The sequence below is a fragment of the Bacillus nakamurai genome (assembly GCF_001584325.1).
In the GTDB taxonomy this organism is placed as follows: Bacteria; Bacillota; Bacilli; order Bacillales; family Bacillaceae; genus Bacillus; species Bacillus nakamurai.
In genome coordinates this window covers 1-17,115 of the sequence record NZ_LSAZ01000042.1, presented here as the reverse complement: position 1 = coordinate 17,115, position 17,115 = coordinate 1, and the positions used below count along the sequence as shown (strand labels likewise).

The window sequence follows — 17,115 nt, the reverse complement described above, 5'->3', positions numbered from 1 at the left end:
TGAAAAAAACCCGGCAGATATCTGCCGGGCTGTTTATATGTTGAGTGCAGTCCGTCTGTTTAACTGTAGAAGAGGTTCGAGAAACCTTGAGCTGCGGGCTGTTTTTCCCCGTCTGTTTGCCGGACTTGATACATATAGATGCTGCATGGCTCTTGTCATGGCCACGTACAGAAGCCGTCTCTCTTCTTCGAGCGGAGCGCTGTCTCCCTTTCTCGCTGTTTCGAGCGCAAAATCATGGGGGATCGAGCCGTCCGCAGCGCCTAAAATATAGACCGTATTGAATTCGAGCCCTTTAGAGCGGTGAATCGTCATCAGTTCGACGCCGTTTTCGTCTGTTTTTACATTTTCGGCGGCGCGCATATGGTCGACATGGGCAAGAAAATCGGGAATGGTCTTAAACTTTTTGGCGGCAACCTTGACATCCCGCAGGTCATCAGAGCCTTTTTCAAGCTTGTTTCCTTCATTTCCCCGTTTTTTTATATACTCGGAAAAGCCCATTTTGCTTTCTGCAAAGGTAATGGCTTCAACAGGCTTCATCGTGCGGATGCTTGCGAAAAACGGCACGATTTGCTTTATTTTATTGAGCTGGAAGGGCTTCAGGCCGGGAAGCTTTGTCAGCGCTTTTATCATGGTGCAGTCTTCTGTTATGGACAGCGCCTTTGCTGTTTGCAAGGCGGACTGCTTCAAGAACAGGGCAGGCAGCAAATCTTTCACTGCTTCCGAATCATCCTCATTTTGACTCGCGTATAAGTAGGCGAGAATCTGCCGGACGATTCTTCTGCTGTAAAAGGTCTGCACGCCGCGATCCGCATGATAAGGAATGGATGATTGATGCAGCCTTTCGTATATCGCCCGTCCGGCGCTGTTCGTCCGGTAAAGGACGGCAAAATCATCAGGGCTCGCTCCGTTTTGGATTTTTTCTTTTATATCAGATACGATCATTGTCGCTTCTTCTTCTTCATCGTATGGATAAAAAATAACTGGCTCATGCAGGCCATCCCGGACGGCGGAAAGTGTTTTTGCATACCGTTTTTTATTTTTCTTTACGACAGTGTGAGCGCTTGAGACGATCGGGTGCGTCGAGCGGTAATTGGCTGTTAAGTAAATCGTTTTCGCGGCGGGATAGTCTTTTTGAAAATCCAGAATAAACGACGGGCTGCTGCCGCGGAACGCATAGATGGATTGATCGTCATCACCGACGCAGCACAAGTTGTCTTCGGGACTTGCAATCATTTGCATAATTTTATACTGCACCGGATTGATATCCTGAAACTCATCAATCAAAATATAAGAAAATCTCGATTGATATTGCGCGAGTATATCAGGCCGGCTTTGAAGCAGTTCGTAACAGCCTTGGGCCATATCATCAAAATCAAATTGATTCTTCTCTTGCTTCTGCCGTTCGTAATGCTCATAAAGCCTGTAAACTTTTTTCTCCCATTCGTCCTCCAATGGAATGCGCTCATGAGACAGATACGTGTTTTTCCAGCACCCGATCAGCTGCAGGGCTTGGTCAACAGGAAACTCTTTTTCATCCAAATCTTCTTCATAGAGCGCTTTTTTTAAATATTGCTCTTTCTGCCACTCCATTTTTAAGAGCTGGCTGCCATTCCATTTGGAAGAATCAAAGTGATAGAGAATTTTATAAAAGAAGCTGTGGAATGTTCCGGTTACAAGACGGTTGACTTTGGCGGTGGAAAGCCCGTACTCATTGGCCATCCGTTCCTTCATTTCAGCAACTGCTTTTGTCGTGAAGGTCACAAGCAGCATGTTTTCAGGCGAAATGCCGAGATGTTCAATCATATGAGCGGCGCGGGCGGTCAAAACCCTTGTTTTTCCGCTCCCTGCGCCCGCCAGCACTAGCAGAGGACCATTTGTTTCGGTGACCGCCTGCAGCTGTTCCCGGTTTAAACTGATATCAGGAAACAGAGAAGTGCCGGGTGGTTCCGTTTTCACAGAGAATGGCGCGGCGGCCGACAATTTTTGCGGTTTTTTCCATTCTGAGAGAACCGGCTTGCGGTCCGCTGAAATAGCTTTTCCTTTCGGCAGACGGAACATGCCGGCTTCCTTATACTCTTCTTTTTCTTCCTCCGCCTGAGGCGCTATTTCCTCGCAGGCTTTTTCACAGGCGGTGAAATCACCCTTTTGGCGATGATAAAATTCCGGCGCTTCTAAAATCGTAAGCCGCATCATAACAGGTTTATCACAATGTGCGCAAAATAAATGGCCTTTTTGGGCTTCTTCAAAAAGGAATTGGTAATGTTCTCTAGAATATGTATGTAAATGTATCGTTCGGTGATTCAGTCGGGCGCATTTCAAAAAGGGGTCCTCCCATTAAAAGGTGTTCATCCATTTGATAGACAAAGAATATCATATCAAAAGAACCGCGTTTCAAAAAGTAAGATTAAGGGAAATGAAGAACAAAGGGGAGGGGTACATATGATTTATGCAGGACCGATCCAAAACCAGCAATATGCTCAGTACGCAAACCGGACAGCAGGATATAAACCTGATTATGCCGGCATTACAAAAGCGGCCGCTCTCGCCAATGACAGGGACTACAGAGAGGTGGAACGCCGCCAGGAAAACGCGGCAGCCGCTGAAAAGAAAGTAAATGAGGAAAAACGTAAGCGCTCTCTTCGCCACGTGATGGGAAGAGCGGGAAAAGGACGATATATTAATCAATACGCTTAAACCCCGGTTATAGAGCCGGGGTTTATTTTGATATGAAAAATGACTCTTTTTCTTTCAAATCGTAAGACTTAAAATAGAGGAAGAAAGGTTCAATTAAGAAAGGATTGATCATGTTGAAAAGGTTCAGGTGTTTATTGGTTGGATTACTCGTATTAAGCTTTTTTACAGTCGGAGCGAGACCGGCACAAGCAGCAGAAAACCCCGTAAAAGATGTAACCCTCACACGGCTGGCGCCGCATGTATGGATGCATACTAGCACCGGGATAGTAGATGGAAGTCCTGTTCCGGCAAACGGTGTAGTCCTTGAAACATCGAAAGGGCTAGTCCTGATTGACACACCTTGGAATGACAGCCTTACAGATCATTTGCTTCAGCAATTAAAACAGCAATTCCCGGACAAACAGGTCACCGATGCGATTGTGACGCACGCCCATGACGATCGTATAGGGGGGCTGAACACTCTATACAAAAATGGGGTCAAGGTACACAGCACGAAGCTGACGGCCGACTTAGCGGAACAAAGGGGATTTGACCGTCCGCTCGGAGATTTAAAGAAGGCAGCAAAGATGCGGTTTGGCGATATAGATGTAGAAACGTATTATCCTGGAAAAGGGCATACGAAAGATAATATCATCGTCTGGCTGCCTGAAGACAAACTCTTATTTGGAGGATGTTTAATAAAGGCTCTAGAGACGCAGGAAATCGTTCCGACTCCGGACTTCTATCCGGATCACTGGCCGCATGCCGTAGAAAACGTGATCAAGAGATATAATGATATAAACATTGTGGTCCCGGGCCATGGAAACCCGGGTGATGACCATTTATTAACTCATACGCTGAGTTTGCTGGAAAATCAAAAATGATGAGGAAAAGCCGACACTTCATTACGGTAAGGGTCGGCTTATTTTTTATTTTTTATAGATTTTATGAAAAGCTAAGATCGCAATAAGTAACGATAAGACTGCATATCCGACTGTCTGCCAAAAATGTTCGTTGAATGCAGAATAATCGCCAATGATAACCTCCTGTGCTAATTCAATTGCGTGAACAAAGGGTAAAGCATTAGCGATTTTGTTAAATGTCTCACCGAGAAGATTTAAATCCATCCATGCTCCGCCTAAAAATTGTACTAACGTAATATAAATAGTCCCGATACCTGAAATCTGTTTATCTGTAAAGATTGCCCCTAAGCATAATCCCAAGAATATGGACATGAGAGCTATGGGCAATAATACAGCGATACTGGCCAAAAGATTCAGCCATTCAACAGATAAACCTGCAGCCATTGCTGCTACATAACAAATGGTGATTTGTAAAATCGCCAATGGTATCATCGGCAGGGTATAACCCGCAACATAATCGGTTATTTTTAACGGGGAAGCAAACAAACGGGTAAGAAGGGCAGTTTGTTTATCCTTTGCGATTAACAACGCAGAGAACATCGTGAGAAAAGCAAAACTAAAGACAATCAGTCCGGGTGTTAAATTGTTGACTTTAAAGGTATCAAGCGGCGCATTTTTCTCAATGGTTGTAAAAACAAGTAATAAAATAACGGGTAATGCGATTCCAAGAATAATGGACAGGGGATCACGAAATATTTCTTTTCGGTTGCGTATCGCAAAATTAAGCATAAATTCCAGCCTCCTCATCACAAATGGCTAAAAAGGCCTCTTCAAATGTGGTTGTATGTGTTTGCTGCTTCAGCTCCTCCGCCGTGCCAAGCGCTTTTAATGAACCTTTTTCTAAAATGCAGATACGGTCTGCAAGTGCTTCGGCTTCTTCCAAATAGTGTGTTGTTAAAATAATTGTCATGTTCCCCTTCAGCTTCTCAAGATTCTTCCATAATTCACGGCGAGAACGAACATCCAGCCCTAATGTCGGCTCATCTAAGAAATAGATTTGCGGGTTCGTAATCATTCCCATCGCAATGCTTAACCTGCGCTGCATTCCGCCGGATAATGTTTTCGCCTTTGCTTTTTCCTTCTCCTTTAAATGGAACAATTCCAGCATGTCGGATGTCCTTATCTTCGCTTCTTTTTGTGACATCCCATAAATACCTGCAATAAACTCCAAATTTTCACGTACTGTTAAATTTGGCGCGATAGCAGTTTCCTGCGGCGACATATTCATGTTAGGTTTCACTTTGTCCAGATCAGTCAAAATACTATGCCCGAGCACGAATGCATCTCCGCCATCAGGTGATAGGAGCCCGCAGAGCATACTGATTAAAGTCGTTTTCCCAGCGCCATTTTCACCTAATAAAGCAAAAAATTCTCCATTCTTAACTGAAAATTCAAGATGATCGACAGCCATTACACCTTTATAGTGTTTCGTTAATTTCTTCAGTTGAATGGCGGGCATTTACTCTTCCTCGCCGTCTTCATCTATATTTTTGGCATTTAAAATATCATTAGCAAATTCGAAAAAGAGTTCTTGTTTTACAAGTGCAATACCCTGCTGGTCATCACCTAACATGAGCAGCGAGTCTCCTGGCTGAATGTGAAACACTTCTCTCGCTTCTTTAGGGATTACAATTTGCCCTTTCGTTCCAACTTTAACAGTTCCGAAGATATGCTTTCCTTTTGGTGCTGCCATTTTATTTCCTCCTCAGTATGAATGGTGTATATGGTATGATTTGTATGACTTGACATACTAAACATACTCTTTTTTTACACAAATTTCAAGTTAAGATTAAGTTTTTTCCATATATACAAAAACACTCCTGCCTCATCAGTCGAGACAGGAGTGTTTTTTATTGTTTGTTATCCTTTACCATTTCCAAATGAGGAATGCCTGCGTCGAGAAATTCTTCTTTGGACGTGACATGGTATCCTTGTTTTTCATAAAACGGCACCGCCTGAGTCTGCGCATTTAAAATAAAGGCAGAAGCGCCGCGCGCGGCTGCGGCTTTTTCAAGCGCCTGCATAATAATGGCGCCGACACCGAGAGAGCGGTGGCTTTTCATAACGCAAATGCGCTCTAACTTCGCATAGCCGTCTTTAAAGCGCCATCTGCCGGCTCCGACGGGCTGGCTGCCGTCGTAAATGACGATATGCTCTGATGTGTCCTCTAAATGATCAATTTCTTCTTCTTCCGGTACTTGCTGTTCTTTAACAAAGACCTCTTTTCTGACGAAAAAAGCGTCGTTTATTTGTTTTTCAGTATTTGCGATGATGGCTTCCAAACAGTTATTCTCCTCCGCCTAATAAAAATGTTTCGTATACTGTCCATGAGCCGTTATCCAATTGATAGAGCAGATGGAAACGGTCAATGATTTCCTCGTGGGAAAGCTCCAGCATTTTCAACTGGCCCAATACGTCAGAATGCTCGTCTGACGAAAGCTTCTGGCCGACTGTCACATGCGGGACAAAGCTGTATTCCGGCTCGCCGGTTAATACGCCTGAATAGCATTTCTCACTCAGCGCTTTTAATTCATCCGTTGGCTCCGCTTTCATGTAGATAACATGATTGACGGGAGAAAACGAGCTGTATTTTGTGATTTTTAAAACGAGCGGATGGGATTCCTTTGCAATCTGTCTCAGCTGTGATACGACTTGTTCAATTTCCTGTTCAGTGGATTCAAACGGGTCTCTCAGCGTCAGATGCGGCGGAATCAGCGCATAGCTCGGGTCATAGCGTTTCCGGTACGAATTTGCGAGATCCTGCAATTTTTTTGATGGAAATAAAACGATACCGTATTTCATGAAAGTTCCCTCCTTGAATGAATGTAAAAGTGGATTACAGCATTTTTTTCAGCGCCGGTGTGATAAGCGGCTGCCAGTAGGTCCATTTATGATCCCCGTCAAAGGTTTCATAATGGTATTCAGACTGTTTCGTTTCCAGCAGCTGTTTGAGCTCTTCATTCGGCGCAGTGAAATCAACAATCTTGCCGTCCGTTGTATGGACGTCTGTTTCTTTTTCTCCGATTTGGTGGTAAACGGAGATCTGCTTTACATCCTTCGACTCTCTGACGGCATCTAACACATGCTTGTCGACATACGGTGACTGCATGATGACGTTTCCAAACATGTTCGGATAATCAATCGCCGTCAAAAGCGACACGGTTGCCCCGAGAGAATCCCCGATCATTGTGCGGCCGAAGCCGACTTGATAAGTGGGGTATTCTTTGTCAATAAAAGGGACAAGTTCATTTGCGATAAACCGTTTATAGGAGGCAAATTTTGAGCCTTCAGGATGGTATGTGTTTCTTCGCTCCTGAACATTTTTATAGGGAACGCCGATAATGATGCAGCGGTCAATTTCCCCTTTGGACATGAGCTCCTCCGCCTGCCGGCCGATTCTCCCTAATCTGAAGTAATCATGGCCGTCTTGAGCGATGACCGTATGGTATTTGTGCAAAGGAGAGTAAGTGTGCGGCAGGTAGACCAAAACGGTCATTTCCTCTTCTAGCTCATGTGAAAAAAGTTTTTTCTCATGGATTACTCCGGTTTTCGGTGCCACATTGCATTCCTCCAGGCCGTCTCTAGTCTTGGTTGTGTTTTTTCCTATTGTACCATGAATTATTAGAAATTTCTTTCTTCAAGTGCACTTCTTGTGAGAGTTTAGAAAGAGCGAAAAGTTGTTGAAATTCATTTAACAGTGCGTTAATATAGAACAATCAGAAAATACAAAACGATATTCTTATCACGAGAGGTGGAGGGACTGGCCCTTTGAAGCCTCAGCAACCGGTTTGCTTTGCCGTCAGAAGGCAAAGTGCCAAGGTGCTAAATCCAGCAAGCGATTCACATGCTTGGAAGATAAGAGGAAGAGAAAAGCTCCTTCTTCTTATGAAGAAGGGGCTTTTTTATTTTGAAAAAGGATGGTGCTTACTTATGACGCAGCACGTTGAAACGAAATTAGCCCAAATTGGAAATAGAAGTGAAGAAGCAACGGGAACTGTCAGTCCGCCGATTTATTTATCTACCGCTTTCCGCCATAGAGGAATTGGAGAATCGACCGGCTTTGATTATGTGCGCACGAAAAACCCGACACGCCAGCTTGTCGAAGACGCTATTGCCAATTTAGAAAACGGAGCGAGAGGTTTTGCCTTCAGCTCGGGTATGGCAGCTATTCAAACCATCATGGCTTTATTCAAAAGCGGGGATGAATTGATTGTTTCTTCAGATTTATACGGGGGCACATACCGCTTGTTTGAAAATGAGTGGAGAAAATACGGTTTAAGCTTCATTTATGATGATTTCAGCGATGAAGACTGTTTACGCTCAAAACTGACGGACAACACGAAAGCGGTTTTTGTTGAAACGCCGACAAACCCGCTTATGCAAGAGGCAGACATCGAAAAAATCGCCCGGATAACGAAAGAAGCAGGCTTGCTGCTGATTGTTGATAATACGTTTTATACCCCTGTGCTTCAGCGTCCGATCGAACTTGGCGCCGACATCGTCATTCACAGCGCCACAAAATATTTGGGCGGACACAACGACTTGCTTGCAGGTCTTGTTGTCGTAAAGGATGAGGAGCTTGGCGAGGTGATGTTTCATCATCAAAATGCCATAGGCGCCGTCCTCCCGCCGTTTGATTCGTGGCTTTTAATGAGAGGAATGAAAACGCTCGGCCTCAGAATGCGCCAGCATGAGGAAAACGCCCGTGAACTTGCGGCATTTTTAGAGCGGCAAGAAGAAATCACCGACGTCTTATATCCCGGAAAGGGCGGCATGCTTTCATTCCGTCTGCAGAAAGAGGGGTGGGTCAATCCGTTTTTAAAAGCGCTTGAGACGATCTGCTTCGCAGAAAGCCTCGGAGGGGTGGAAAGCTTTATTACATACCCCGCGACCCAGACCCATATGGACATTCCGGAAGACATCCGCATCGCAAACGGCGTCTGCAACCGCCTGCTGCGTTTTTCAGTCGGGATTGAACACGCTGAGGATTTAAAGCAGGACTTGAAGCAGGCGTTACGCCAAGTGAAAGAGGGGGCTGTGTCATATGAGTAATCAAAATTGGACGCTGGAAACCCAGCTCGTGCACAATCCATTTAAAACAGACGGGGCCACGGGAGCCGTCAGCGTGCCGATACAGCACGCCTCTACATTTCATCAGTCTTCATTTGAAGAGTTCGGGGCGTATGATTACAGCCGCTCCGGCACACCGACCAGAACAGCGCTTGAAAAGACCATTGCGAATCTTGAAGGAGGGACGAGAGGTTTTGCCTTCAGTTCGGGAATGGCGGCGATTTCTACGGCATTTTTGCTTTTGTCCCAAGGAGACCACGTTCTCGTCACAGAGGATGTGTACGGCGGAACCTTCCGCATGGTGACTGAAGTATTGTCCCGTTTCGGGATCGAGCACACCTTTGTCGACATGACGGACACAGAAGCGGTTGCCCGCGGCATCAGGTCGAATACAAAAGCCATCTATATGGAAACCCCGTCAAATCCGACGCTCGGAATCACGGATATCGAGGCAGTCGTCAAGCTGGCCAAAGATCACGGCTGTCTGACGTACCTCGACAACACGTTCATGACGCCGGCTTTACAGCGTCCGCTTGATCTTGGGATAGACATCGTGCTTCACAGCGCAACGAAATTTTTAAGCGGCCACAGCGACGTCTTGTCAGGCCTCGCCGCCGTAAAGGATGAAGAGCTCGGCAAAAAACTCTATAAGCTGCAAAACTCGTTTGGCGCGGTGCTCGGTGTACAGGACTGCTGGCTTGTGCTCAGGGGCTTAAAAACACTGCAAGTCAGATTGGAAAAAGCGAGCCGGACGGCTGAGCGGCTGGCAGACTATTTTCACCAGCATCCCGCTGTCAAAAACGTCTACTACCCAGGGCTGGCCAGCCATCCGGGGGCTGACACACACAAACGCCAATCAAGCGGATCAGGCGCCGTTCTGTCATTTGAGCTGGAAAGCAAGGAAGCTGTCAAAAAGCTGGTCGAGAACGTATCGCTCCCGGTGTTCGCCGTCAGCCTGGGCGCCGTTGAATCCATTCTGTCATACCCGGCGACAATGTCGCATGCTGCGATGCCGAAAGCAGAAAGAGAAAAACGCGGCATCACAGACGGCCTGCTGCGCCTGAGCGTCGGAGTCGAAAACGCCGAAGACTTAGAGCGCGACTTCGAACAGGCGCTGAAACAAATTGCCCCCGCCGGTGTACGGTAATCATAGAAAAGAGCGCTGCGCTTTGTGCGCAGCGCCCTTTTTTATTTTTTATAAAAAAGTGTTGACGAATAGGGAATCAGATTATATAATTATAAATGTCAGAGAGACAACAACATACCCAGCAACACATACATATCATGATTCCGTAGCTCAGCTGGGAGAGCGCTACCTTGACAGGGTAGAGGTCGCTGGTTCGAGCCCAGTCGGAATCATAGCCAAAACCCTTGCGTAGCAAGGGTTTTTTACTTCCCTTTAATAAAGCCGGTTTATCAAATTCGCAAGTTGTTGGCAAACTGTTGGCGAACTTGATTTTTCGGCTCGAAATTTATTGGCCGTATCTCTTTTTAGGGTCAAAATTGTTGAAAAGTTCAGCTGTCTCATCAGCTAATTTTTTTGTTACATGGCCATATCTATCGAATGTAGTTCGATAACTGGCGTGACCGACTCGTTCTTGAATCGCTCTATAATTTGCGCCGGCTTCAATTAATAAAGTAACCATTGTGTGACGCAACTCATGTAGTCGTATTTTTTTCAGTCCATACTTTTTGGTGAACTTGGACCATTTTGCAGTGGGGGTTGTGTAATAATAGGGCTTTCCTTTCCCACTATGGAAAATGTATTGATGTTCTCCACCTTCCCAAGCATCACCTAATCTCAGTTTCTCTTTTTTCCACATTCTATAATACTTCTCAAGCTCATCCATATACCAATCAGGCATCTTTACAAAGCGCTTGGATTTTTTTGATTTAGGATCTTTGATAAGTGGTTTTCCATCAATTGTTTTTGGAATTGAACGATTTACATAAAAACCTCCTGCATCCCAATCAACATCTAAGTGCCATTCAAAGGCTAATCCTTCTGCTCTTCTTAGACCGCCAATCATTGCGCCTAAAAAATACAATCTCCACATTATATCAATCTGATATAGAGCCTCAATGCACTCCTTAGCTGCTTCTGAATCATAAAATTGCATTTCTTTGGTTTCTACAGCAGGAGGATCTAAATCTTCTGTTGGATCTGATTTAATGAGTTTCCATTGCTTAACAGCAACTTTAAACATCGCTTTCAAAACTTTGAATATATCGTATCTGGTTGAACTTGATAAACCTCCTGCTTTGCCGTCTTTTCGAATCCCGTCTTTTTCTAGGGAATCCATAAAATCAACAATATGCATTGTTTTAATTTGATCCAATCTTCTGTGACCTATTGAGGGCACAATATAGTTTTTTATATGGCTTTCATGCATTTCAGATGTTCGGTGCGCGAATTTTTTATACAAGATCCGGTCTTTATATTCATTTGCAAAGGATTCAAAGGTTGATTTTTCAGGTGATATGTATTCTCCTGAAGTGACTTCCATTTCAAACATAAGAAGCTGCTGATTTAAATATTTTTCTCTTTTCCTTGTGCTGTTTAGAATCTTTGGGTCTTCGATTTTTACAGTCTTAGTCTTTCTGTCGCGTTTCCCTTTTGTATTGTATCCATTCTCAACTACTAATAAAAAAGACTTTTTACCTCTTGGCATCCAATGGCCCATGTTTTACACCTCATTGAATAGATTTTATTTGAAAATTTTTTTCTCTCATACATTTCTAGCCGTTTAGCGGCCAAGGAATATGTCACATTAAATGTATCTCCTATTAATTTAATGGCCTCTGATTTAAGACGGGGTAGCTGCATTTTTTGGAGCATGAACGTTGGTACGCAGAAGTGATACATGAAACTGTTCGCCTGGTATTCCTGAAGCTGCCTGAACATTCTATTCATGTGAAATTGGTTTCCAGTATGTTTTAAGACATGGCATAGCTCATGAACAAAGTCTTGCCACTGTTCTTTTGGAGAGGCACGAGCATCAAGGACGACGCTATACTCACCGTTGATTTGAAACATGCAGCTTTCTCTTTGCTCATAATGTATCCAAATACGAAATGCCGCGGCAATCCTTTCTAAATCAATATCTTCAGGAGTTTCAATATTTAATTTGTGATAGATTTTTTTTACTTCTTCTTCGAGATATGATAACTGGATTGACATTAAAAACACCACCATGGAGGGAATGTATGTTCTGTTTTTGGTGTGAAAGAAAAGCCCAAACCGGGCTTTTTATTTTATTTTGTCTCTTAGAATAGATACTATTCTATCAAGTGAATGTTCATCAATATTTCTAATGGTGCGTTTGCTACTCATTCCAAGCTTACCTTTAATTTTTAAATGCAGGATTCCCAATTGCATTGTAGCAGTTCCAAATGGACTTGAAGCAATATCAAAGTCAACTTCTTTGATACTTTTAAATTCAACAGCTTCAGTATCGGCACCGCCGAAAATACCGCCTTTCATAGTGACAAATAAAAGTTTCTTTTCAGTGATAACCATAAAACCAAATTTAGTCAACTTTGGATCAGCAGAAGTTATATGTAAAATCTTTTCCTTTTTCCCAACTTCTTTTTTTAAAGCTTTAATAGCATATTCGTAAAACTTTCTTTCTGATTTAGGGAATTCTTGAATAATAGATTCAAGCTCTTTAAGGAATATTGGATATTCTATGGTACCATATTTATAATTTAGTTTTTGAAATTTTTGTGCCATCACTAATCTCCTCTAATCATCGCTCACATGCAAAATTGTCATGATCACGGTCCATTTTTGATTGGTAAGCCGGGTGAGAACTCGGAACACCATGAGGATATTTCTTTCTTAATTCTGTGCAGTTTGCAAAGTACTCTGTTCCACCAGTAGAGGGGGAAGTTTGTGCAGAATTAGAAGAGCTACTTGCTGATGAACTGCTTCCTGATGAATTTGAACTGTTTGAGCTTGATTTGTGTGTAGTAGTCGATTTATGAGTTGTAACCGATTTTTCAACAGGTTTAGAAGCAGTTGCTGATTTTTTAGGTTTAGTTACACAACCATTAAATCCTTTATCAGTTGCATAGCCATTCTTACTCCAAATTTTCAAGTCCTTGTTTTTGGCAGCTTCCTGATCTTTTTCATAAGTACCTAAATACTTCGTGTTTGGCTCATATACATAAGCAACTCGAGCTAATCCTTCTTTAAGTAATGTTTCTTGTACTGATTTTCCATCAACAAAAACGTAAGCTAGCATTCTTCCATACTTATCAGTGCGGTCACCTATATCAAACTCTAATTGTAGCTTACCACTGTTCACCAGCTGTTTATTTCGTGCAGAAGCATCTTCTCCGTATGGTTGGACACAAGAATTTGGTTTTTTAGTTTCAGGAGTATCAACGAGCAAATAGCGAACAGTTTTAACTTCGCCCTTATAGTTGACTTTGATTGTATCCCCATCAACTGTTTTGTTTAGTGTTACATCGACCAGCTTTTTCTTATCAGATGTCTCTTTAGCTGAGGATTTTATTGACTCTTCTTTGTTGCTATCAGCACTTTTGTCATTTGATTGCTTTTCTATCTCTGTTTTTTGATCCGTCTTTTTCTCTTGTTTACCCTTGTCCTCTTGCTGTGTTGTCTTTTTGCTATCCGAGTCTGTTTTATCAGTTGAAGCTGAATCAGACCCGCATGCTGCTAAAGAAAAACTCAAAGATAAAGCACCGATACATAACAACCATTTTTTCAAAATAATTTCCCCTTTTTATTGAAATGTCTTCTAGATATAATATCGGTTAGTTATTTTTTTGACTTTTAATCAAAATTTTTCAAGTTTTTATTCCGAAGAGAATTCCGATCCAGTTCGGAAGGGAATCCGGATGAGAATAAATGTTGGACCTCTTGTTTTATAAGGGGTTAGGGGCTTGTAAATATTACCTTTCCAGAAGAGAATTCTGGACTAATCCGGAAGAGAATTCTGATCTTATTAGTAAACAGAATTTAACGTAATAACAGTATTAAATAATAATGTCATACTCCGGGATATTATTTCTTTTTAGGATTTCGTCCTTCGCGTTCTTCTTTCTCTTTGAGATACTTAATAAAGTCAATTGCTTGTTTTTGACTTTCTTCTGAGAAATCACGTGCTTCTCTAAAGGCGAGTTGTAAATCAGGATCGTCAAAAAGGTCATTATTAAAAGCATTAGGTTCTTTACCAGTTAGGAGATAATCAGTTGTTACACCATACAAGTTTGCAATTCTCACGAGCATCTCGCCATCCGGTTTCCTTAAGCCGTACTCCCAATTCGCATATGTAGACATTGTTTTAATGCCCAATTTTTTTGCGACGAAAGATTTGCTCCAACCTTTTTTTTCTCTTAATTCAGTTAGAATTTTTCCTGTTATATTATCCATTATTATACACCTTTTTTCATTTGGTGTGTAAATTTTAACATGGTTTACACACAATAGATAATTACTTACACAAAAAGAATAAAAATATGTTGACTTACCCTTATCGTGTATATTATTATGTGTTTAATGAGTTACACAAAAAGAGTAAGGTGGTGAGTTAATAGTGTTAGAAAAATTACGGGCGACTAGAATTTCTCAAGGAAAGACCCAAACCTTTATGGCCAAAAAGCTTGGTTATAGATCCGCAAGCGGTTATGCGAATATAGAAATGGGGCGTACAAAGCCAAGTCTTGAAAAAGCACATCAAATATCCGAGTTGCTGAATGAAGATGTCAATGAGCTTTTTTTTGATGAAAAGTTACACGAAACGAGTAAAGAACATACTGCTTAGGAGGTCCAAGTATGACACGCAACACATTGACTGTGCAGGAAACAGCTGATTACCTTGGCGTTCACCATGACACAATTTACACGATGGTTAGAGAAAAACAAATCCCACATTTCCGAGTGCGGAATCGCATTTTCTTTACCAAGCATAACATCGATGCATGGATCGAAGCTCAAGAACAAGCAATCATGAAAGAGGCTTTATAGAGCAAATATTTGTTTTATTGTGGCCACAAAGCGAAATTTGGAGCCCTATGAGGTTGAATATTCGAAAAATCATAAGCCAATCCAATAAAACTTTTGACCCTAATTAAATTTTAACAGCAATCAGCTGAATATATCAGGAGGCAAACATATGGAGAACAATCCGTACAACTTGCGGAATTTACCGAAGATCATGCGCTGTGTTCGTAAAGCGGCCGGACTTACACAATATCAGATCGGTAGTTTGATAGGCGGGAAGGATCAACGTTACGTTTCCGATGTTGAAAATGGTTTTAGTAAGCTTACCCCCGAATTATGCATCAGATGGTTTGAGGCGTGCGAGGCCTATGAACATATTGATCTCGTACATTACCTTTTTCGGCTGCACCCGACAACGGCGGCTCCGATAGACCCAGCTCTTAACGAGAGCGCAAGCGCAGCGGTAATCAACATGATTCACCAGCTTGAAGAAGCATTGCAAGCAACAAAGCATTTAGCGCGCTGGCTGGCAAACGATAGACCGAGCAGACAGACGGAAGAACTGCCAATGGCCGATATTAAACAGATTTTTGATCTGATACCGGCCAACAAAACGCTGATATATTCGCTGGCCCGCAGTCATGGTCTGAATATGAAAGAGCTGGCCGAAAGATGGACCCGGAAAGCGCTAGTGAGTCAGGTTGCGATGGCAAAAACAGAGGAAAGGCAGGCATTGTTGGTATGAAAATCAATCAGTTTCTTAAATCGGATGCAGATTCAGCAAAAAGAAAAATCGAGTCGGCGGAAGAGCTCTCTATCATGCTTTCGGAGGCGTTACGGGATGGCGATTACGAAGAAGCTATCAGTCTTGCAGGGAGCATCAAGGTTATTACAGAGGATATTAATCGGCTGGCGAATAAAGGGCGCTTACATCAAACCGTTTTAAATATGGCAGCCCGCGGCATTCACCTGAGTGTTGTGAGTAGGTGTTCGCGATGAATATTGAAAATCCGATGGTCTTGAACAACTGGCACGACAAGCTGACTGAGCCGGAAACGCAAAAGGATTTCTTTGGGGATGAAGTAACGTCAGCAGATAATTATGTAATCGACAGCGGCGAGGTCATTTTACAAGACAATCTTGAACGCTACTTGAAGGAGCAACTTGGATTTAAATTTCATTCAGCGCAATAAAAAAGCCCACTTGGCAGAGTGGACTTCATAAGGTCTTTTGGTAAAGAAATGTTCTTTTAATTATACCAAATTGCCTCATAAAAGACAATGGAGGTTTTACTCATGGCAAAACGAATAACAGCATCTTTCAGTGACCGGGCGGATGATCAGAAGCGTCTGAGACAAGTCGGCGGTTCGATTATGTTCAGTAAAGGCAAACCGGTATTTTCCTTCCCGTCAATGGACGCATACCGAGAATGGCAGCGGCTTGGCGCAGAAGCGTACAAAAGAAAGGTGGGGCTGCTCTGATGCTTGCACAAGTTTACATGCCTACAGACAACATGACAGAGGATCAATGGCTAGAGGCGCGGCGTGCGGGTATCGGAGGTTCCGATGCTGCAGCAATTGCTGGGCTGAGCAAGTGGAAAACGCCAATGTCTGTTTACCTGGACAAGCTCGGGCAGGTACCCCAGGAGCATATAACCAGTGAGGCGGCATATTGGGGGCATATTCACGAAGAAACCGTTGCCCGAGAATTTTCAAAGCGGACTGACAAAAAGGTCCGGCGGCGGAAAGCAATCTTACAGCATCCTGATTACCCGTTTATGCTTGCGAACGTTGATAGATTAATAGTCGGTGAACGAGCAGGACTTGAATGCAAAACAGCATCAGAATACCTGAAAGGTGAATGGGACGGCGAAGAAGTGCCGGACGCGTATCTGGTCCAATGCCAGCATTATATGGCAGTCACCGGGTTAAATGCTTGGTGGATAGCTGTCCTGATCGGCGGAAACAAATTCGTTTATAAAAAGATTGAGCGAGACGAAGAACTCATTGCTTATTTGATTCAAATTGAACAAGACTTCTGGAAAAACCATGTCGAGAATGAAATACCGCCTATGTTTGATGGTTCTGAGGCTTCTGCGGAGCTTTTAACGCAATTGTACCCTGTAGGGTTCGAGGATGAAACAGAGCTTCCTCTTGCGGCAAATGAGCTTATTGAGCGATACAGAACAGCCAAGGCTGAGGAGAAGGAAGCAAAAGAAAGGCTGAAAGAAGTGGAAAACAAATTAAAAGGGATGCTCGGTGAGTACGAGATAGGAAATACTGAAAAAGCTCTTGTTACTTGGAAAACCGTCACAACAAACCGTTTTGACTCAAAAGCGTTTGCTGCTGAACACCCTGAGCTCTTTGAAAAATTCACTAAAGTATCGACTCATAGACGATTCAATGTAAAGGAGTTAAAAGACAATGGCTAAAAACGATGATGTTAAAAACAAACTACAAAACAAAGCAAGTGGAGCAC

Annotated in this window: 22 protein-coding genes, 1 tRNA gene, 2 pseudogenes and 1 riboswitch; of the genes and pseudogenes, 12 read left to right on the top strand and 13 right to left on the bottom strand. The window is 43.0% G+C overall.

Annotated elements, in window-relative coordinates:
• Nucleotides 1–33 precede the first annotated feature (33 nt).
• Nucleotides 34–2,319, bottom strand: coding sequence for an ATP-dependent helicase (locus AXI59_RS17685; protein WP_061528883.1), 2,286 nt, complete (start codon nt 2,317–2,319; stop codon nt 34–36).
• A 120-nt stretch (nt 2,320–2,439) separates the two neighbouring features.
• On the opposite strand from AXI59_RS17685, the gene AXI59_RS17680 reads away from it, so the two are divergent.
• A complete protein-coding gene (locus AXI59_RS17680; RefSeq protein ID WP_061521855.1) occupies nt 2,440–2,694 on the top strand; it encodes a hypothetical protein in 255 nt (84 codons plus the stop codon).
• Nucleotides 2,695–2,804: 110 nt separating this feature from the next.
• Nucleotides 2,805–3,557: a subclass B1 metallo-beta-lactamase gene (bla, locus tag AXI59_RS17675; protein ID WP_420806867.1), complete on the top strand. Its 753-nt coding sequence runs from the start codon at nt 2,805–2,807 to the stop codon at nt 3,555–3,557.
• A gap of 45 nt (nt 3,558–3,602) precedes the next feature.
• Here the strand turns inward: bla and AXI59_RS17670 are convergent, their stop codons facing one another.
• The 6 genes from AXI59_RS17670 to AXI59_RS17645 all read right to left on the bottom strand — a co-directional run bounded on the left by AXI59_RS17670 (nt 3,603) and on the right by AXI59_RS17645 (nt 7,155).
• Complete coding sequence (locus AXI59_RS17670; protein WP_061528882.1) at nt 3,603–4,325, bottom strand: ABC transporter permease; 723 nt, start codon at nt 4,323–4,325, stop codon at nt 3,603–3,605.
• Nucleotides 4,318–5,055, bottom strand: a complete 738-nt coding sequence (locus AXI59_RS17665; protein ID WP_061521856.1) for an ABC transporter ATP-binding protein — start codon at nt 5,053–5,055, stop codon at nt 4,318–4,320. The genes AXI59_RS17670 and AXI59_RS17665 overlap by 8 nt, the downstream gene beginning before the upstream one ends.
• Nucleotides 5,056–5,289, bottom strand: coding sequence for an AbrB/MazE/SpoVT family DNA-binding domain-containing protein (locus tag AXI59_RS17660; protein ID WP_061528881.1), 234 nt, complete (start codon nt 5,287–5,289; stop codon nt 5,056–5,058).
• A gap of 157 nt (nt 5,290–5,446) precedes the next feature.
• Nucleotides 5,447–5,878, bottom strand: a complete 432-nt coding sequence (locus tag AXI59_RS17655; protein ID WP_061528880.1) for a GNAT family N-acetyltransferase — start codon at nt 5,876–5,878, stop codon at nt 5,447–5,449.
• Nucleotides 5,879–5,882: 4 nt separating this feature from the next.
• A complete protein-coding gene (locus AXI59_RS17650) occupies nt 5,883–6,398 on the bottom strand; it encodes a YjcG family protein (protein WP_061521859.1) in 516 nt (171 codons plus the stop codon).
• A gap of 34 nt (nt 6,399–6,432) precedes the next feature.
• On the bottom strand, nt 6,433–7,155 hold the full coding sequence (locus AXI59_RS17645; protein WP_061528879.1) for an esterase family protein: 723 nt from the start codon (nt 7,153–7,155) through the stop codon (nt 6,433–6,435).
• A gap of 177 nt (nt 7,156–7,332) precedes the next feature.
• Nucleotides 7,333–7,458, top strand: a riboswitch (SAM riboswitch).
• A 68-nt stretch (nt 7,459–7,526) separates the two neighbouring features.
• On the opposite strand from AXI59_RS17645, the gene AXI59_RS17640 reads away from it, so the two are divergent.
• The 3 genes from AXI59_RS17640 to AXI59_RS17630 all read left to right on the top strand — a co-directional run bounded on the left by AXI59_RS17640 (nt 7,527) and on the right by AXI59_RS17630 (nt 10,025).
• Nucleotides 7,527–8,648, top strand: a complete 1,122-nt coding sequence (locus tag AXI59_RS17640; protein WP_061528927.1) for a methionine biosynthesis PLP-dependent protein — start codon at nt 7,527–7,529, stop codon at nt 8,646–8,648.
• Entirely contained in the window at nt 8,641–9,813 is a 1,173-nt protein-coding gene (gene metC / locus AXI59_RS17635) for a cystathionine beta-lyase (protein WP_061521861.1), read from the top strand. The genes AXI59_RS17640 and metC overlap by 8 nt, the downstream gene beginning before the upstream one ends.
• Before the next feature lie 139 nt (nt 9,814–9,952).
• Nucleotides 9,953–10,025, top strand: a tRNA-Val gene (locus tag AXI59_RS17630).
• A gap of 113 nt (nt 10,026–10,138) precedes the next feature.
• Here AXI59_RS17630 and AXI59_RS17625 read toward each other — a convergent pair.
• The 6 genes and pseudogenes from AXI59_RS17625 to AXI59_RS17605 form a co-directional block, all read right to left on the bottom strand.
• On the bottom strand, nt 10,139–11,350 hold the full coding sequence (locus tag AXI59_RS17625; RefSeq protein ID WP_061528878.1) for a tyrosine-type recombinase/integrase: 1,212 nt from the start codon (nt 11,348–11,350) through the stop codon (nt 10,139–10,141).
• Nucleotides 11,308–11,847: an ImmA/IrrE family metallo-endopeptidase gene (locus AXI59_RS17620; RefSeq protein ID WP_061528877.1), complete on the bottom strand. Its 540-nt coding sequence runs from the start codon at nt 11,845–11,847 to the stop codon at nt 11,308–11,310. Before AXI59_RS17620 ends, AXI59_RS17625 begins: the two co-directional genes overlap by 43 nt.
• A gap of 69 nt (nt 11,848–11,916) precedes the next feature.
• Nucleotides 11,917–12,399: a PH domain-containing protein gene (locus AXI59_RS17615; protein WP_061528876.1), complete on the bottom strand. Its 483-nt coding sequence runs from the start codon at nt 12,397–12,399 to the stop codon at nt 11,917–11,919.
• A 16-nt stretch (nt 12,400–12,415) separates the two neighbouring features.
• Nucleotides 12,416–12,517, bottom strand: a pseudogene (locus AXI59_RS20945) (excalibur calcium-binding domain-containing protein); the annotation flags it as partial.
• Nucleotides 12,518–12,709: 192 nt separating this feature from the next.
• Nucleotides 12,710–13,156: pseudogene (locus tag AXI59_RS20940) on the bottom strand (thermonuclease family protein); the annotation flags it as partial.
• A gap of 542 nt (nt 13,157–13,698) precedes the next feature.
• A complete protein-coding gene (locus tag AXI59_RS17605) occupies nt 13,699–14,067 on the bottom strand; it encodes a helix-turn-helix domain-containing protein (protein ID WP_061528874.1) in 369 nt (122 codons plus the stop codon).
• Between the two features lie 163 nt (nt 14,068–14,230).
• Between AXI59_RS17605 and AXI59_RS17600 the strand changes: the two genes are divergently transcribed.
• From AXI59_RS17600 to AXI59_RS17570, 7 genes are all read left to right on the top strand, one after another.
• The gene (locus AXI59_RS17600; RefSeq protein ID WP_240491531.1) at nt 14,231–14,458 is read left to right on the top strand and encodes a helix-turn-helix transcriptional regulator; all 228 of its coding nucleotides are present in this window, start codon (nt 14,231–14,233) and stop codon (nt 14,456–14,458) included.
• 11 nt (nt 14,459–14,469) lie between these two features.
• Nucleotides 14,470–14,661, top strand: coding sequence for a helix-turn-helix domain-containing protein (locus AXI59_RS17595; RefSeq protein WP_014470596.1), 192 nt, complete (start codon nt 14,470–14,472; stop codon nt 14,659–14,661).
• A gap of 148 nt (nt 14,662–14,809) precedes the next feature.
• Nucleotides 14,810–15,382, top strand: a complete 573-nt coding sequence (locus AXI59_RS17590) for a helix-turn-helix domain-containing protein (protein WP_061528872.1) — start codon at nt 14,810–14,812, stop codon at nt 15,380–15,382.
• The gene (locus AXI59_RS17585) at nt 15,379–15,636 is read left to right on the top strand and encodes a YqaH family protein (protein ID WP_061528871.1); all 258 of its coding nucleotides are present in this window, start codon (nt 15,379–15,381) and stop codon (nt 15,634–15,636) included. The genes AXI59_RS17590 and AXI59_RS17585 overlap by 4 nt, the downstream gene beginning before the upstream one ends.
• Entirely contained in the window at nt 15,633–15,830 is a 198-nt protein-coding gene (locus AXI59_RS17580) for a YqaI family protein (protein ID WP_061528870.1), read from the top strand. The genes AXI59_RS17585 and AXI59_RS17580 overlap by 4 nt, the downstream gene beginning before the upstream one ends.
• Before the next feature lie 102 nt (nt 15,831–15,932).
• Nucleotides 15,933–16,118, top strand: coding sequence for a hypothetical protein (locus tag AXI59_RS17575; protein WP_061528869.1), 186 nt, complete (start codon nt 15,933–15,935; stop codon nt 16,116–16,118).
• Nucleotides 16,118–17,068 (top strand): YqaJ viral recombinase family nuclease, encoded by a 951-nt coding sequence (locus tag AXI59_RS17570; protein ID WP_061528868.1) that lies wholly within the window; start codon nt 16,118–16,120, stop codon nt 17,066–17,068. Before AXI59_RS17575 ends, AXI59_RS17570 begins: the two co-directional genes overlap by 1 nt.
• Nucleotides 17,069–17,115 lie beyond the last annotated feature (47 nt).

What these genes read in the sequence shown, in the direction of transcription:
- AXI59_RS17680 (WP_061521855.1), top strand. Translation starts at nt 2,440, where the DNA reads ATGATTTATGCAGGACCGATCCAAAACCAGCAATATGCTCAGTACGCA.
- bla (WP_420806867.1), top strand. Translation starts at nt 2,805, where the DNA reads ATGTTGAAAAGGTTCAGGTGTTTATTGGTTGGATTACTCGTATTAAGC.
- AXI59_RS17670 (WP_061528882.1), bottom strand. Translation starts at nt 4,325, where the DNA reads ATGCTTAATTTTGCGATACGCAACCGAAAAGAAATATTTCGTGATCCC.
- AXI59_RS17665 (WP_061521856.1), bottom strand. Translation starts at nt 5,055, where the DNA reads ATGCCCGCCATTCAACTGAAGAAATTAACGAAACACTATAAAGGTGTA.
- AXI59_RS17660 (WP_061528881.1), bottom strand. Translation starts at nt 5,289, where the DNA reads ATGGCAGCACCAAAAGGAAAGCATATCTTCGGAACTGTTAAAGTTGGA.
- AXI59_RS17650 (WP_061521859.1), bottom strand. Translation starts at nt 6,398, where the DNA reads ATGAAATACGGTATCGTTTTATTTCCATCAAAAAAATTGCAGGATCTC.
- AXI59_RS17640 (WP_061528927.1), top strand. Translation starts at nt 7,527, where the DNA reads ATGACGCAGCACGTTGAAACGAAATTAGCCCAAATTGGAAATAGAAGT.
- metC (WP_061521861.1), top strand. Translation starts at nt 8,641, where the DNA reads ATGAGTAATCAAAATTGGACGCTGGAAACCCAGCTCGTGCACAATCCA.
- AXI59_RS17625 (WP_061528878.1), bottom strand. Translation starts at nt 11,350, where the DNA reads ATGGGCCATTGGATGCCAAGAGGTAAAAAGTCTTTTTTATTAGTAGTT.
- AXI59_RS17620 (WP_061528877.1), bottom strand. Translation starts at nt 11,847, where the DNA reads ATGTCAATCCAGTTATCATATCTCGAAGAAGAAGTAAAAAAAATCTAT.
- AXI59_RS17615 (WP_061528876.1), bottom strand. Translation starts at nt 12,399, where the DNA reads ATGGCACAAAAATTTCAAAAACTAAATTATAAATATGGTACCATAGAA.
- AXI59_RS17605 (WP_061528874.1), bottom strand. Translation starts at nt 14,067, where the DNA reads ATGGATAATATAACAGGAAAAATTCTAACTGAATTAAGAGAAAAAAAA.
- AXI59_RS17595 (WP_014470596.1), top strand. Translation starts at nt 14,470, where the DNA reads ATGACACGCAACACATTGACTGTGCAGGAAACAGCTGATTACCTTGGC.
- AXI59_RS17590 (WP_061528872.1), top strand. Translation starts at nt 14,810, where the DNA reads ATGGAGAACAATCCGTACAACTTGCGGAATTTACCGAAGATCATGCGC.
- AXI59_RS17585 (WP_061528871.1), top strand. Translation starts at nt 15,379, where the DNA reads ATGAAAATCAATCAGTTTCTTAAATCGGATGCAGATTCAGCAAAAAGA.
- AXI59_RS17580 (WP_061528870.1), top strand. Translation starts at nt 15,633, where the DNA reads ATGAATATTGAAAATCCGATGGTCTTGAACAACTGGCACGACAAGCTG.
- AXI59_RS17575 (WP_061528869.1), top strand. Translation starts at nt 15,933, where the DNA reads ATGGCAAAACGAATAACAGCATCTTTCAGTGACCGGGCGGATGATCAG.
- AXI59_RS17570 (WP_061528868.1), top strand. Translation starts at nt 16,118, where the DNA reads ATGCTTGCACAAGTTTACATGCCTACAGACAACATGACAGAGGATCAA.